Origin of the sequence: Myxococcus hansupus, assembly GCF_000280925.3 — a bacterium.
In the GTDB taxonomy this organism is placed as follows: Bacteria; Myxococcota; Myxococcia; order Myxococcales; family Myxococcaceae; genus Myxococcus; species Myxococcus hansupus.
Genome location: NZ_CP012109.1, coordinates 1,264,245 through 1,278,663 on the forward strand (window position 1 = coordinate 1,264,245; position 14,419 = coordinate 1,278,663).

10 protein-coding genes are annotated in these 14,419 nt (G+C 67.0%); 4 read left to right on the forward strand and 6 right to left on the reverse strand.

The annotated features are described in order from the left end of the window. Positions 1 to 214 precede the first annotated feature (214 nt). A complete protein-coding gene (locus tag A176_RS05235) occupies positions 215 to 2,722 on the reverse strand; it encodes a glycogen/starch/alpha-glucan phosphorylase (protein WP_002638847.1) in 2,508 nt (835 codons plus the stop codon). 223 nt (positions 2,723 to 2,945) lie between these two features. On the opposite strand from A176_RS05235, the gene A176_RS05240 reads away from it, so the two are divergent. After that, a complete protein-coding gene (locus A176_RS05240; RefSeq protein WP_002638848.1) occupies positions 2,946 to 3,530 on the forward strand; it encodes a TIGR02265 family protein in 585 nt (194 codons plus the stop codon). A 9-nt stretch (positions 3,531 to 3,539) separates the two neighbouring features. On the opposite strand, the gene A176_RS05245 is transcribed toward A176_RS05240, so the two are convergent. Then, a complete protein-coding gene (locus A176_RS05245) occupies positions 3,540 to 4,718 on the reverse strand; it encodes a M23 family metallopeptidase (RefSeq protein WP_002638849.1) in 1,179 nt (392 codons plus the stop codon). Between the two features lie 200 nt (positions 4,719 to 4,918). Between A176_RS05245 and A176_RS05250 the strand changes: the two genes are divergently transcribed. Beyond that, on the forward strand, positions 4,919 to 5,905 hold the full coding sequence (locus A176_RS05250; RefSeq protein ID WP_002638850.1) for an aldo/keto reductase: 987 nt from the start codon (positions 4,919 to 4,921) through the stop codon (positions 5,903 to 5,905). 19 nt (positions 5,906 to 5,924) lie between these two features. On the opposite strand, the gene A176_RS05255 is transcribed toward A176_RS05250, so the two are convergent. Genes A176_RS05255 through A176_RS05265 form a run of 3 tightly spaced genes read right to left on the reverse strand, consistent with a single transcriptional unit; the run spans position 5,925 to position 10,650 of the window. Continuing rightward, a complete protein-coding gene (locus A176_RS05255) occupies positions 5,925 to 7,418 on the reverse strand; it encodes a SpoVR family protein (RefSeq protein ID WP_002638851.1) in 1,494 nt (497 codons plus the stop codon). A 36-nt stretch (positions 7,419 to 7,454) separates the two neighbouring features. Further along, positions 7,455 to 8,564: a DUF444 family protein gene (locus tag A176_RS05260; protein WP_002638852.1), complete on the reverse strand. Its 1,110-nt coding sequence runs from the start codon at positions 8,562 to 8,564 to the stop codon at positions 7,455 to 7,457. 22 nt (positions 8,565 to 8,586) lie between these two features. Continuing rightward, positions 8,587 to 10,650 (reverse strand): PrkA family serine protein kinase, encoded by a 2,064-nt coding sequence (locus A176_RS05265; protein WP_002638853.1) that lies wholly within the window; start codon positions 10,648 to 10,650, stop codon positions 8,587 to 8,589. Between the two features lie 583 nt (positions 10,651 to 11,233). Here A176_RS05265 and A176_RS05270 point away from each other — a divergent pair. Further along, positions 11,234 to 12,154 (forward strand): hypothetical protein, encoded by a 921-nt coding sequence (locus A176_RS05270; protein ID WP_002638854.1) that lies wholly within the window; start codon positions 11,234 to 11,236, stop codon positions 12,152 to 12,154. Further along, positions 12,151 to 13,821 carry an ArnT family glycosyltransferase gene (locus A176_RS05275; protein ID WP_044889636.1) on the forward strand — a complete coding sequence of 557 codons (1,671 nt, stop codon included), beginning with the start codon at positions 12,151 to 12,153 and terminating at the stop codon, positions 13,819 to 13,821. Before A176_RS05270 ends, A176_RS05275 begins: the two co-directional genes overlap by 4 nt. A 51-nt stretch (positions 13,822 to 13,872) precedes the next feature. Here the strand turns inward: A176_RS05275 and ruvX are convergent, their stop codons facing one another. Then, positions 13,873 to 14,328 (reverse strand): Holliday junction resolvase RuvX, encoded by a 456-nt coding sequence (gene ruvX / locus A176_RS05280; protein ID WP_044889635.1) that lies wholly within the window; start codon positions 14,326 to 14,328, stop codon positions 13,873 to 13,875. Positions 14,329 to 14,419: the final 91 nt, after the last annotated feature.

Below are 14,419 nucleotides of genomic sequence, written 5' to 3' on the forward strand. Positions count from 1 at the left end.
GCCGCCCACGGGCAGACGAACGGGCAACGCGAGGCCTACGCCTCCAGGAAGAACCGACGAGGGCTCCTCCTTCGCGGCATCACTCCTCGAATCTCGCGTCCGGGCATCAAGCCCAAGGAGCGACTGGGGTGCTACCGCTGGGAGGCTGCTACCTTGAAGTCTGCTTCCCTTCCGGCCGGAGTCATCACCAGCCGGAAGGGGAAACCCAAGACGACTACGGCTCCACGGGCGTCTGCTGAATGCGCCAGATTTCCTCGGCGTACTGCTTGATGGTCCGGTCCGAGGAGAAGATGCCGCCGCGCGCCACGTTGATGATGCACTTGCGCGCCCAGCCATCCGCGTCCCTGTAAGCGTGCGCGACCTCTTCCTGCTTCGCCATGTACGAAGGGAAGTCCGCCAGCATCAGGTAGCGGTCCTCGTCCAGGAGGCTGTCCACCAGCGGCTTGAAGAGGTGCTTGTCCTCCGGCGAGAAGAAGCCGGTGGAAATCAAATCCAGCGCCTCGCGCAGCTCGCGGTGCTGGTTGTACACGTCGCGCGGGCGGTAGCCCTCGCGCTTGCGAGCAATCACCTCGTCCGCCGTGAGGCCGAAGAGGAAGAAGTTCTCGTCGCCCACCGCGTCGCGAATCTCCACGTTGGCGCCGTCCAGCGTGCCCAGCGTCAGCGCGCCGTTGAGCATCAGCTTCATGTTGCCCGTGCCAGACGCCTCCATGCCGGCGGTGGAGATCTGCTCGGACACGTCGGCTGCGGGGATGATGCGCTCGGCCAGGCTCACCCGGTAGTTGGGGGCGAAGACCACCTGGAGCCCCGTGGTGCCCGCGTCGCTGTTCACCACCTCGGCGATGCCGTTGATGAGGCGGATGGTCAGCTTCGCCAGGTGGTAACCCGGCGCCGCCTTGGCGCCGAAGATGAACGCCCGCGGGTGGATGATGGTGGACGGGTCCCTGCGCGCCTTCATCCACAGCGCCACGATGTGCAGCGCGTTGAGGAGCTGCCGCTTGTACTCGTGCAGGCGCTTGATCTGCACGTCGAAGATGGCGTCCGGATTGAGCTGCACCCAGCGCAAGTCACGGATGTGGCGGGCCAGGTCTTCCTTGTTGGCGCGCTTCACGTCGCGGAAGGCCTTGCGGAACTCGGGGTCCTCCGCGTGCGCCTCCAGCTTCGTGAGCTTGTCCAGGTCCGTGGCCCAGCCGTCGCCAATGCGCGACGTAATCAGCTTGGACAGCCGCGGGTTGCACCACGCCAGCCAGCGGCGCGGCGTGACGCCGTTCGTCTTGTTGTTGAACCGCTCCGGGTTCATGGCGGCGAAGTCCGTCAGCACGTCCCGGCGCAGCAGGTCCGTGTGCAGCGCGGCCACGCCGTTGACGCTGTGGCTGCCCACGACGGCGAGGTGGGCCATGCGAATCTTCTTCTCGGCGCCTTCCTCCACCAGGCTCATCCGCTGCATCTTCTCCTGGTCGTACGGGTAGCGAATCTGCACCTGCCGCAGGACGCGCGCGTTGATTTCGTAGATGATTTCCAGGTGGCGGGGCAGCAGCCGCTCGAACAGCGTCGCCGGCCACTTCTCCATCGCCTCGGCCAGCAGCGTGTGGTTGGTGTAGCCGAACGTCTCCTGCGTAATCGTCCACGCCTCGTCCCAGAGCAGGCGCTTCTCGTCCACCAGCACGCGCATCAGCTCCGCCACGCCAATGGCCGGGTGCGTGTCGTTGAGCTGGATGGCCGCCTTGCGCGAGAAGTCCCGGAAGTCGGTGTGGTTCTTCAGGTAGCGCCGGACGATGTCCGCGATGGAGCACGCGACGAAGAAGTACTGCTGCTTGAGCCGCAGCTCCTTGCCGGCCTGGAACGCGTCGTTGGGGTAGAGGACCTTGGAGATGACCTCCGAGTCGTTCTTCTCCACCACCGAGCGCTCGTAGTCGCCCGCGTTGAACAGCAGCAGGTCGAACTCCTCGGAGGCGCGCGCCTGCCACAGCCGCAGCGTGTTGACGGTGTTGTTGTGGTACCCCGCGATGGGCGTGTCGTACGGCACGCCCACCACCGTCTTGCCACCCACCCAGCGCGCCACCGGGCGGCCATCCGGGCCCTGGTGGTGCTCCACGCGCCCGAAGAAGCGCACCGGCACCGCCTTCTCCGGCCGGACGATTTCCCACGGGTTGCCGAACTTCAGCCACTCGTCGGCGCGCTCCACCTGGTAACCGTCGACGATGTCCTGCGTGAAGATGCCGAACTCGTAGCGGATGCCGTAGCCCATGCCGGGGTAGGCCAGCGTGGCCAGCGACTCCATGAAGCACGCCGCCAGGCGGCCCAGGCCGCCGTTGCCCAGGCCCGCGTCCGGCTCCATCTCCAGCAGGTTGGTGAGGTCCACCCCCACCTCCTGCATCGACTCGGCCGCCGCTTCGTACATCCCCAGATTCAGCAGGTTGTTGCCCAGGGCCCGTCCCAGCAGGTACTCTGCGGACAGGTAGTACGCGCGCTTGACGTCCTTCTCGTAGTAGGTGCGCGACGTCTTCACCCACCGGTCCGCCAACCTGTCACGGACGGCGAGCGACAGCGCCATGAAGCGGTCATGCGGCGTGGAGGACTCGTAGTTCTTCCCGCGTGAGTAGCGCACGTGGTCGAGGAAGGAGCGGCGCAGGCTGGCCGCGTCGTGCCCGGCGGGGCCGCTGTCGTCGGTCGTTACCGGCTGGGCGGGGCGGGGCTGCTGGGAGGCGGAGGCAGGAGGGGCCATGTCGCTGGAGTCTCGGAACGTTGATGCTGCGGTTCATGGTTCCGCGAGCCCCGGGCTTTCCCGGGTACGCGAAGGTGCGTCACGCTAGCGCAGCCGTGTCTCACACCGCACCGGGAAAGCGCCGCTTCGCCCCACGGGACAGCTCACCTGGAAGGGCGGCGGACTGCCTGTCGGTGGATGTGGCGACAACCCGGCGACGGATTGATGTAGAAATCAAGCCGCCATGGGCATTGCGCAGAACGAACTTGAACAACGGTTGGCCATCATCCGACCCGAAGACACGGTGCGCGGGCTCGTCTTCAACGCGGTGTTCATGCTCGCGGAGAAGAAGCTCGGCGCGGAGGCGGCCACGCGGCTGCGAGAGCCCTTCTTCAAGCGCTCCCCGGTGGACTTCTTCTCCTATCCGGCCGTGGACGCCATGCGCCTCCTGTACGCCACGTCCGAGGTGCTGACGCCGCACTACGGCTCCATGGAGGACGCGGTGCGCGCGTGCGGCGCGGCCGCCGTCACGCACTTCTTCCAGTCCACGGTGGGGCAGACGCTCAACCGGCTCATCGGCAAGGGAGACCCCAAGCGCCTGCTGTCCCACGCGCCCACCGCCTACTCGACGTTGGTGAGCTACGGCCGGCGTGAGTACGCCGTGCTGGGGGACAAGCAGGTCCGCCTGGCCTTCCACGGGGACATGCAGCCGGTGCAGTACCACGAGGGCGTCTTGCAGGAGGCGCTGAGCGTCATCGGCTGCAAGAGCCGCGTGGTGGGGACGCCGCGGGGCATGAGCGGCGCCGACTACGTCATCACCTGGGAGTAGCCCGGCCCGTCACGGCATGGCCGTGGCCTGCCCGGCGACGGCGGCCACGGACACGGCCTCCATCTGCCCCGTGAGCTCCTGCGCCTTGGCGAGGAAGTCCGGCAGCAGCTCCTTGGGCAGCGGGTCCGCGCGGGGGAACTGCTGGTTGAGGGGGTTGGTGTACTGGCCGTTGCGCTTGAGGCCGAAGTGCAGGTGCGGGCCGGTGGAGCGGCCGGTGTTGCCGGAGAGAGCGATGACCTGCTTCTGCCGCACCCGGGCGCCCACGCGCACGCCCTCGCCGAAGCGGGACAGGTGCATGTACTGCGTCTCGAAGCCGTTGGCGTGGCGGATGACCACCATGTTGCCGGCGGCGCCCGCGTAGCCCGCCTGCGTCACCGTGCCGTCCGCCACCGCCCACACGGGGGTGCCAATGGGGGTGCCGTAGTCCACGCCGTTGTGCGCCTTGAGGTACTGGAGCACCGGGTGGAAGCGCGAGCCGAAGCGGCTGGTGATGTTGGCGTACTTCAGGGGCGTCTTGAGGAAGGTCTTCTTCGCGCTGGCGCCCTCCTCGTTGAAGAAGTTGGGCTGCCCGTCGGGGAGCACGTAGCGGAACACCCGCTTGTTGCCCACGAGGCCGCCCGCGTACGTGGCCGCCAGCACGTCGCCGTAGCGCAGCAGCCGGCCCTTGGAGACGAACTTCTCCACCAGCGCGCGCGCCGTGTCGCCCTTGCGCACGTCCCGGTAGAAGTCGATGTCCCAGGCGAACACGTCCGCCAGCACCATGCCGATGGCCGGGTCCTCGCCCGCGGCCACCGCCGCCTCGTACAGCGACGACTGGATTTCCAGCGCCACGACGGCGACCTGCTTCTCCACTTCAATGGCGCGCTTGCTGCCGACGTACTTCTCGCCGTCGCGGCGCACCTGCCACTCGTCCACCATGCTCTGCCGGTAGTCGAAGAAGTCGAGCTCCCCGTCACGCATCACCAGCCGGAGCTGGTCCCCCACGCGGGACTTGCGGAAGTCGAACACGCCCTCCAGCGCGGAGATGACGGCGGCCACCTGCGCGTCCGGGAGCTGCGCGTCGTGCAGCGCCTTCGCGAGCGTCTGGTTCGGCTCGATGCGGCGGTTCTTGATGACGTAGCGGACAGCGGCTTCGGACGTCGAGGCCACCAGCGCGGCGGCCAGGCAGAGCAGGGGGGCGATTCGCATGGGGAGCCGCCGAGTCTAGTGGACACCCCGCCGCTCGCCCAGCGAAGCGCCCGGAAATCTCCCAGGCTCGGTTGCCCGCCTGCTTCGCGCCCATGTCGAGCGCTCGGCCAGGCACTCCGGCCGTCCTCGATGCGCGCTGCCCACTTTGCGGGTGGGCCGGGCGGCACCGCGCGCCCGCCTTCGCACGCGAGGAGGAACACATGGAGAAGCGCAAGCTGGGCTCGCAGGGGCTCGAGGTCCCCGCCATGGGGCTGGGCTGCATGGGCATGAGCGAGTTCTACGGTCAGTCGAACGAGCAGGAGGCACTCGCCACGCTGAAGCGGGCCTTGGAGCTGGGCGTCAACTTCCTCGACACCGCGGACATGTACGGCCCCTTCACCAACGAGCTGCTGGTGGGGAAGGTGCTGGCGGGCCGGCGCGGGGACGTGGTGCTTGCCACCAAGTTCGGCAACGAGCGGCGCTCCGACGGAAGCTGGGTGGGCGTCAACGGCCGGCCGGAGTATGTGCGCGCCGCGTGTGAGGCGTCCCTCCAACGGCTGGGCACGGACTCCATCGACCTGTACTACCAGCACCGCGTGGACCCGAAGGTCCCCATCGAGGAGACGGTGGGCGCCATGGCGGAGCTGGTGCGGCAGGGCAAGGTCCGCTACCTCGGGCTGTCGGAGGCCGCGCCGGCCACCATTAGGAGGGCGCACAAGGTCCACCCCATCACCGCGCTCCAGACGGAGTACTCGCTGTGGAGCCGGGACCCGGAGGACGCGCTGCTGCCCACCTTGCGTGAGCTGGGCATCGGCTTCGTGGCGTACAGCCCGCTGGGGCGCGGCTTCCTCACCGGGCGCTTCCGCCGCTTCGAGGACCTGCCCGAGGGCGACTTCCGCCGCGGCTCCCCGCGCTTCCAGGGGGAGAACTTCCAGCGCAACCTCCAGTTGGTGGAGCGCATCCAGGAGTTGGCGCGCGCCAAGGGCGTGACGGCCTCACAGCTCGCGCTGGCGTGGGTGCTTCATCAGGGGCGGGACATCGTGCCCATTCCGGGCACGAAGCACGTGCGCTACCTGGAAGAGAACGTGGGCGCGCTCCAGGCGAAGCTGACGCCGGAGGACCTCCGGCGCATCGATGAGGCCTCACCCGTGGGCGTGGCCGCGGGCCTTCGCTACCCGGAGCAGTCCATGCAGTCGGTGAATCTCTGAGGCACCGCGGCGGGGCCGCTCAGAGGTCGACCTTCCGCTCTGAGTGGCTCTGCCCGTCGAAGCGCAGCATGGTGCCCTTGTTGTCGTACCGGGTGAGGATGTTGACGGGCCGGCGCCAGAGCGACTGCAGGTTGCGCAGCGTCTCGCGCGCGTAGTCGCCCTTGAGGTCCTGGCCGTCATGCCGGTGCGTCAGCAGCAGCTCGCTGCGGTTCTCGAAGTTGCCATCCACCACCTCGATGATGGGCTGGCCGAAGTTGGTGAGCCCCTGGAGGAGCTTGTTCTTCACCTTCCGGAACTCACGGTCGAGAATCTCCCACGAGTTGCGCTTGTCGTTGAAGCCGTACACGAAGAGCTTCTGCTCCATCGCGAACTCGGGCGTCAGGAACGTGTCGATGAAGGTGATGTCGTTGTAGTGCTTGCGGACCTCGAAAATCTTCTCGCGGCCGGCGCCCAGCTTCTTGTCCCAGGAGCGGCGCGCGCGCAAATCGTCGCACTCGTCCCACTCCTTGCCGAAGCGGCCCTTGTTCCACCGCTCCTCGATGTCCCGCCACAGCTCGATGCCCAGCTTGTACGGGTTGATGGCGCCGGGGCGCGTGCCCATGGTGCCGGAGTGGTGGTCCGCGTAGTCGATGATTTCGTCATCGCGCAGGGCCCTGCGCGTCATGATGGTGGAGTGCCAGTAGCTGGCCCAGCCCTCGTTCATGATTTTCGTCTGGCCCTGGGGCGCGAAGTAGTAGGCCTCGTCGCGGAGGATGGCGAGGATGTCCGCCTCCCACGGCTCCAGCGGGGCCTCTTCCAGCAGGAAGAGCAGCACGTCGCGCTGGGCGCGCTCGGGGAACTTCTTGGCGCGCTGCTTCTCGTCCTCCACCTTCTTGCGCTGGGAGTCGAGGAACTCGGACGGGTTGATGTAGCCGCGCATGTATTCGCGGCCCACCTTGAAGCCCTCCACGCGCTCGTTGGCCTTGAGCTCGTCCTCGGCCTTCCTCGGGTCCGGGTTGCGCCGGATGTGCGGCGCGTGCTGGTCAATGAGGTTCTCCAGGCTCAGCGTCCGGTCGATGAAGTCCTCGACCTTCTCCACGCCAATCTTGTCCACCCAGCGCCGCACCCGCGTGGCGTGGTTGGCCATCTCGTCAATCATCCGGCGGTTGGTGTGCCGGAAGGAGAAGTTGTTCTTGAAGAAGTCGCAGTGTCCGTAGACGTGGGCCATGACGAGCTTCTGGTCCACCTCCGGGTTGCTCTCCATCAAGTAGGCGTAGCAAGGGTCGTTGTTGATGACGAGCTCGTAGATTTTGCTCAGCCCGTACTCGTAGCCCTTGGCGAGCTGCTCGTACTCCATGCCCCAGCGCCAGTGGGGATAGCGGGTGGGGAAGCCGCCGTACGCGGCGACCATGTTCATCTCGTCGTAGGACACCATCTCGAAGATGGTGTCGAAGAAATCCAGGCCGAACTCCTTGGCGTGGCCATGGATTTCGTCCCTGAGCGCGGCGAGGCGGGGGGTGAGGCTCTTGGGCATCGGGCAGTCGCTCCGGTGGGACAGGGACGCTGAGGTTCAGCGGCCCTTGCCGAGGAAGTCCTTGATGGACGCGTAGATGGCGTCCTTGTCCGCGATTTCGCTCAGCGCGACGTTGGGCGTGTCCCCCACCGCCTCGCGCAAATCCTTGATGAACTGGCCGCTGCCGTAGGGTGACTCCACCTGGCCGTAGGCGAACTGGTTGACGTTGGGCAGCACGTCGTTGCGCAGCATCTCAATGCACTGCCGCGTGTCGTCCGCGCTCCAGTTGTCCCCGTCGCTGAAGTGGAACGGGTAGATGTTCCACGCGCTCTTCGGGTAGTCCGCCAGGATGATGTCCCGGCAGAGCTTGTAGGCGCTGGAGATCATCGTCCCGCCGGACTCGCGGGTGTGGAAGAACGTGTCGCGGTCCACCTCGCGCGCCACCGCGTCGTGGATGATGTAGCGCGCCTCCAGGCCCTTGTATTGGTGGCGCAGCCACGTATCGAGCCAGAAGCTCTCGATGCGGACGATCTCCTTCTGCTCGTCACCCATGGAGCCGGACACGTCCATCATGTAGATGATGACCGCGTTGGTCTCCGGCAGGTCCTGGAGCTTGTAGCTGCGGTAGCGCCGGTCCTCCCGGGTGGGGACGATGACGGGCCGCGCCGGGTCATACGTGCCGGAGGCAATCTGCCGCCGCAGGGCCTGCTTGAAGGTCCGCTTGAAGTGCCGCAGCGACTCCGGGCCGGTGGTGTTGATACCGGTGTAGCGAATCTTCTGGCTGATGAGCCGCTCGTTCTGCCGCCGCTCGATGTTGGGCAACTGCAGCTCCTCGCCCAATATCTGGGCGAGCTCGTCGAGCGTGACGTCGACTTCGAGCGCGTGGTCGCCTTCGCCCTGGCCGGCCTGCTTGCCCTCTCCGGGCTCCACCGCCCCGGGGCCGAGCTGCTGGCCGACCTCGCCTTCACCCTGTCCGACGCCGCCTTGCTCCTTGTGGCCGTACTTGAAGCGGGGGATGTCGATGAAGGGAATGGGGATGGAGATGGCGTCCTTCCCCTTCTTCCCAATCATCTCGCCCTTCTGCACGTACTTGCGCAGGTTGGCTTTGATCTTCCCCCGGACAATCTGTTTGAAGCGGGAGTGGTCCTGGTGAATCTTCAAGGTCACGGCACACGCCTCTCTCTGGGGGTTACTCCTTCGCGTCGCCCCGGGCGAAGATGCTGGCCACGAAGTTCAGCACGTCCGTGGAGCAGATCTCGCAGTAGCCGTAGTTCTTCATCATCCGGTCCTTCACCAGGTCGATCTTCTCCTGCGTCTCCTTGTCCACGACGGAGGACACCAGGTTCTTGAGCTTGATGCTGTCCTTCTGGTCCTCGAACAGCTTCAGCTCCAGCGACTTGTGGAGCCGCTCGTTGGTTCGGTAGTTGAAGGTCTTCCCCTCCACCGCGAGCGCGCCGATGTAGTTCATGATTTCGCGGCGGAAGTCGTCCTTGCGCGTCTCGGGGATGTCGATCTTCTCCTCGATGGACCGCATCAGGCGCTCATCCGGCTCCTCGTAGAGGCCGGTGTACTTGTTCTTGACCTTCTCCTTCTGGGTGTAGGCCTTGATGTTGTCGATGTAGTTGCCGCACAGCTTGCCAATGGCGTCCTCGTCCGCGGAGATGGCGCGCTGGACCTCGTTCTTGACGATGTCCTCGTACTCCTGCTTCACGGACGTGAGCAGCTCCTTCATCCCCTTGCGCGTGTCCTCGTTGTTGATGAGGGAGTGCGTCTTGAGGCCGGCCTCCAGCTCGTTGAGGACCATGAAGGGGTTGATGCAGCCCTCGCCCTTGTCGCTCACCAGCGCGTTGGAGATCTTGTCCTGGATGTAGCGGGGAGAGATGCCCTCCAGGCCCTCGCGGTTGCTCTCCTTGCGCAGCTCCTTGATGTTGTCTTCGGTGAAGTTGGGGAGCGTCTTGCCGTTGTAGAGCTTGAGCTTCTGGAGCAGCGACAGGTTGTGCTTCTTGGGCTCCTCCAGGCGCGTGAGGACGGCCCACATGGCGGCCATCTCCAGCGTGTGGGGCGCGATGTGCTTGCCCTTGATGGCGCGCGAGTTGAAGTCCTTCTCGTAGATCTTCACCTCTTCGGACAGCTTGGTGATGTACGGCACGTCGATCTTCACCGTGCGGTCCCGGAGCGCCTCCATGAACTCGTTGTTCTCGAGCTTCTTGTACTCGGGCTCGTTGGTGTGGCCGAGGATGACCTCGTCGATGTCCGTCTGCGGGAACTTCTTCGGCTTGATTTTGTGCTCCTGCGACGCGCCGAGCAGGTCGTAGAGGAACGCGACGTCCAGCTTGAGCACCTCGACGAACTCGATGATGCCGCGGTTGGCGATGTTGAACTCGCCGTCGAAGTTGAAGGCGCGCGGATCGGAGTCGGAGCCGTACTCGGCGATCTTCCGGTAGTTGATGTCGCCGGTGAGCTCGGTGGAGTCCTGGTTCTTCTCGTCCTTGGGCTGGAAGGTGCCAATGCCCACGCGGTCCTTCTCGCTGAAGACGAGCCGGTTGACGCGCACGTGGTCCATGACCTTGGCGAAGTCACCCTGGTACTGCGTCATCAGGTCCTTGAAGACGAAGCGGCAGGCGGGGCACAGCTCGGAGCCGTCGGGGATGGTGTAGCCGGACTCGGGCGGGCACACCTCCGCGTAGACCTTGGAGCGCCACTCGCGCGGGATGAGGTTGAGCGGCTCCTCGTTCATGGGGCACTTCATCTTCTCCTTCACGGTGTGCCCGTCCGTGCCCTTCTTGTCGATGTTCCAGGAGAAGGTGTACGCGGCGCCCTCGGGCGTCTTGGAGTAGTCCTCGGTGCCCTTCTTGAGCAGGCGCGCGATGGTGGACTTGGACGAGCCGACGGGGCCGTGCAGGAGGATGACGCGCTTCTCGGTGCCGTAGCCCTGGGCGGCGGACTTGAAGACGTTGACCAGCTTCATCAGCGGCACATCGAGTCCGAAGATGGCGTCACGGCCGCCGAACTTCTCGTCACTGAAGAAGTGGTAGCGGATGAGCTTCTTCTTGTTGTCGATGTACTCCGTCTTTCCGTGGCTGAGGATCATGTCGTAGATCCTCTGGAAGGCGGTGCGGGTGACCTTGGGATTCTGCCGGACGACCTCGAGGTACTCCTCGAACGAGCCTTCCCAGTTGAGCTCCGCGTAGGTCTTCGCGTCCTGCAACGCGGCGATTCTGGAGACCCACGAACCCTTCTCAGCGTCCTTCATGTCTCTCCCTCGGAGCCACCCGGGACGCGGAGGAGCCGCGCCGGCAGGGGGCCAAAATGGTCAACCTGGAGGGCATGACTGCCATTCCACACCCACCCCGACGAGGTCCCAGGCACAACAGCCCTGCTGCCCCTTCGGGACCCCGCCGCGGAGTGGGACCGCGCGTTACGCTCGTGTCAGGGATGGAACGCCCGAAGGCGCACCCCCTCCACGGGGTGAAAAGGCACTTTGATTATAAGGGCCCTCGCCCACGGGGGTAGGCGCACACCGGCGGCGCGGAGGGGTAGTGAACGCCTGAACGGTTCTTTCCCTGGCGCTCGGCAGCGGCAGTGCTCGGATGGGCTGTGGGGCGGCGTGTCCTTTCATTGCACATGTCGGCGCTGAGCCTTCACGCGAGCGCCTCCTGTTCGGCATGACGCTCGGCCTGACGTCGGGAGCAGGCGAGCGGCCTCCGGATTCCGCGCGCTGTGTTTCACACGCTCCGTCTCGCATCCTGGACGCTTCGGACGCGCGTCCCCGAGGTGTGCCTTTGTGCACGCCCCATGCATTGGCGCCGCCGGTCTGTTCGATTCCGGAGTGTCTGGTGCCCGTCTTGCTCATCGCGACCTGTCTGCTCGGGACGCTCGTTCATGCCGTGCCACCCGTGGAGGGAGACGCGGTGGCCGTGGCGTTGCTGGATGCCGGCGACTCGCCCAGGCGGGTGCTTCGGTTGGCGCACCCTCCGGGATGGGACACGGCCGCGACGCTGCGGGTGTCGCCGGAGGTGGAGACCACGCTGGGGACCGGGGCGGACCAGGAGCTGCGCACGGAGTACGGCCCCGAGATATCGGTGCCGTTGCAGGTGGCGTGGGCGTCCGAAGCGGGGAGCGGGCGGGCGCGATATCGCGTGAGGGTGGGGCGGCCCGAGGTCCGCGCTGTCGACGAGGAGGGGGCCGAGACGGCCTGGCGTCTGGCGGAGGCGCTGGGCGCGATGAGTGGCCGCGAAGGCGTGGTCGTGCTCTCCGGCACGGGGCAGCTCGTCCAGGGTGGGTTGGCGCTGGGCGTGGGGGCTTCGTCCGACTTGAGTGCGTGGGTGGGGGCCGCGCTGTCGTCGGAGTGGTTCACGACGCCGCAGTTTCCGGAGTCCCCCGTCGGTCCGGGGGCGCGCTGGGCGGTGGCCCGGACGCGGGGGCCTGGCGGACTGGCCGTCGTCGCGTACGAGCTGGTGGCGTTGCACCGCCACCATGGCCGGGTCCGCTTCCAGGTTCACACCCGGCGTCCCGAAGGCGCGGCGGCGCCCGTGGCGGAGGGAGAGCTGCGCTTCGACCTGCGTCAGCCGTTTCCCTCTCGGCTGGAGGCCGTCTTCACGTCGAGCACCGAGCTGCTCACGGAGGGCCCCCGGCGCCTGGTGGTCACCCGCCGCGCCCGGGTGAGCCTGGAGCGGGGTGGCTCCCTGGCGTCCTTTGCCAGGGAGGTGGTTGCTGCTCCTTGGGCCGGGGAAGCAGGAGAGGTTCGCGCTCGGTGAAGTCAGGAACGCTCTCCGAGCAGGGGAGTCGTGGCCCTTGGCTTGGCTTTGGGCCGTGCCTGCGTATCCTGCCGCGCGTCATGGCTACCGCCCCCGCACCCCACCCTGTGTCACCCCCCATCACACCCGGCCTGTCAGCAGTGCCCGCGCCTCAGCATGAGCCGAGCACCCGGCTGCTCGTCGGGTTGCTGCTGGCGGCGACGCTGGTGCCCCGGCTGGTGGTGTTCTTCGTCAACGAGAACCTCTTCGGCGACGCGGTGGTGCGCACGGAGCTGGCGGAGCGTTGGTTCCGGGCGCCGCACCTCATCACCGCCTACGGCGACGGCGCGTACCAGTTCGGCCCGCTGCACCTGTACCTCGTGGGCACGGCGCTGTCGGTGTTCGACCGGGAGATCGCGGGCCGTGTGGTGAGCTTGCTGTTCGGCGTGCTGTCGGTGGTGCCGTTGTTCGCGCTGACGCGGAGGCTCTTCGGCTGGCGCGCCGGCGTGGTGGCGGGATTGAGCTTCGCCGCGTGGGGCATGCACATGCAGTTCGCCACCACGGCGTGCAGCGAGGCGGTGTCCCTCTTCTTCATGCTGGCCACCTTCGCCCTGTACGCGGAAGGGGTGGACGAGAACCGCTTCTCGCCGCTGTTCTCGGCGGCGCTGATGCTCAATCTGGCGTGCGCCCTTCGCTACGACGCGTGGATGTACATCCCGTTGCTCACGCTCGCGCTGTGCTTCAGCAGCGCCGACAAGGTGGTGGCACTCACCCGGGCCGTGGGGTTCGGTCTGGTGTGCCTGCCGTTCCCGCTGCTGTGGATGCAGGGCAACGAGCTGCTTCACGGCAACCCGTTCTTCCCGGTGGCGGCGGTGGAGGACTTCCACCGCAACTGGGTGCAGTCGTCCGTGGGGTCGGGGTCCACCATCGTCTGGCGGCTGAAGCAGCTCGCGTTCTGGCCGGGCATCGCCCTGCTGACGCTGTCGCCGCTGGTGGCGCTCCTGGGCATGTTGGGCATGGTGCGCGCGTGGAAGTCCCGTCCGGACACGCGCTGGCTGGTGGCCGCGGCGGTGATTCCCGCCGCCTACTTCACGTTCCGCTCGTCCGTCCTGCTGACCTTCGTGCCCCTGGGCCGTTTCACGGTGACGCAGATCGCGCTGGTGCCTGTCTTCGTGGCCCTGGGCTTCGCGTGGGTGATGGGCGCTCGCGGGAGCCCGGCGGTCCGCAAGGCGCTGGCGGGGGTGACGGCCCTGGTGGCGGTGGCCGTGCCAGTGGCGATGGGGCTCTACACCTTCCGCTCGGACGGCCCGCTCCAAGACACCATGCGGCCGGTGAGCCCGACCTCCACGAACCCGGTCAACCTGATGCAGGTGGCGAAGTTCCTGAAGGCGGAGGTGGCGTCCAAGGGCGGCGCCGCGGCGCTCGACGTCGACCCGAACTACATGGACCTGCAGTTGGCCTTCTTCTCCGGCCTGCCCGAGGAGCGGCTGGCGCGCGTGCGCTGGGACACCTTCCGTCAGCGCCTGCGTGAGGCGCGGCCGGAGGTGCTCGTCCGCTTCGACGGCGGTTCCCTCGCGACGGACGCGGGCGTGAAGCTGGAGGGCCGCTCGCTGGTGCTGGACGGCGTCGCCTATCAGGAACTGGAGGGTTTCTCCGCCCCGCTGCACGTGTATCGCCGCCAGCCGTAGTCACACGCGGCTTCCGGCACGCGGGCCCACGGATGTTCCCGTGGGCCTCGTTCACGGCTCCGGGTCGTAGTCGTCCGGGTGGTAGTCGGAGTCCGCGGGCCGGCGGGCATCCAGCCACCCTTGCAGGATGAACTGCGCGGCCACCTGGTCGATGACCTCTCGCCTGCGCGCCCGGCTCACGTCGGCCTCGAGCAAGGTCCGCGTGGCGGCCACGGTGGACAGGCGTTCGTCCCACAGCTCCACCGTCACATCGAGCGACTGGGCGAGCGTGTCCGCGAATTTCCGGGAGGCCTCCGCGCGAGGGCCCTCGCTGCCATCCATGTTGAGCGGCATGCCCAGGACGACATGACGGACTTCGTACTCGCTGGCGACCGCGGCCAGCGCGGCGAGGTCCGCCTTGAGTGAGGTCCTGCGAACCGTCGTGACGCCCTGGGCGGTGAGCCCCAGGCCATCCGAGACGGCCACTCCAATGGTTTTGGTGCCCAGGTCCAGGCCCATGGTGCGCATGCGGCGCAACTTAACCGCAATCCTTCGCCGTGGACCGCTCCGTCCGCGCCTGGGGACGCGCCCCGGTTGCTCGGAGGGCTAACCGCCGGAA

Coding starts and splice junctions, on each gene's coding strand:
- A176_RS05265 (WP_002638853.1), bottom strand. CDS start 10,650: ATGAAGGACGCTGAGAAGGGTTCGTGGGTCTCCAGAATCGCCGCGTTG.
- A176_RS05250 (WP_002638850.1), top strand. CDS start 4,919: ATGGAGAAGCGCAAGCTGGGCTCGCAGGGGCTCGAGGTCCCCGCCATG.
- A176_RS05235 (WP_002638847.1), bottom strand. CDS start 2,722: ATGGCCCCTCCTGCCTCCGCCTCCCAGCAGCCCCGCCCCGCCCAGCCG.
- A176_RS05255 (WP_002638851.1), bottom strand. CDS start 7,418: ATGCCCAAGAGCCTCACCCCCCGCCTCGCCGCGCTCAGGGACGAAATC.
- A176_RS05245 (WP_002638849.1), bottom strand. CDS start 4,718: ATGCGAATCGCCCCCCTGCTCTGCCTGGCCGCCGCGCTGGTGGCCTCG.
- ruvX (WP_044889635.1), bottom strand. CDS start 14,328: ATGCGCACCATGGGCCTGGACCTGGGCACCAAAACCATTGGAGTGGCC.
- A176_RS05240 (WP_002638848.1), top strand. CDS start 2,946: ATGGGCATTGCGCAGAACGAACTTGAACAACGGTTGGCCATCATCCGA.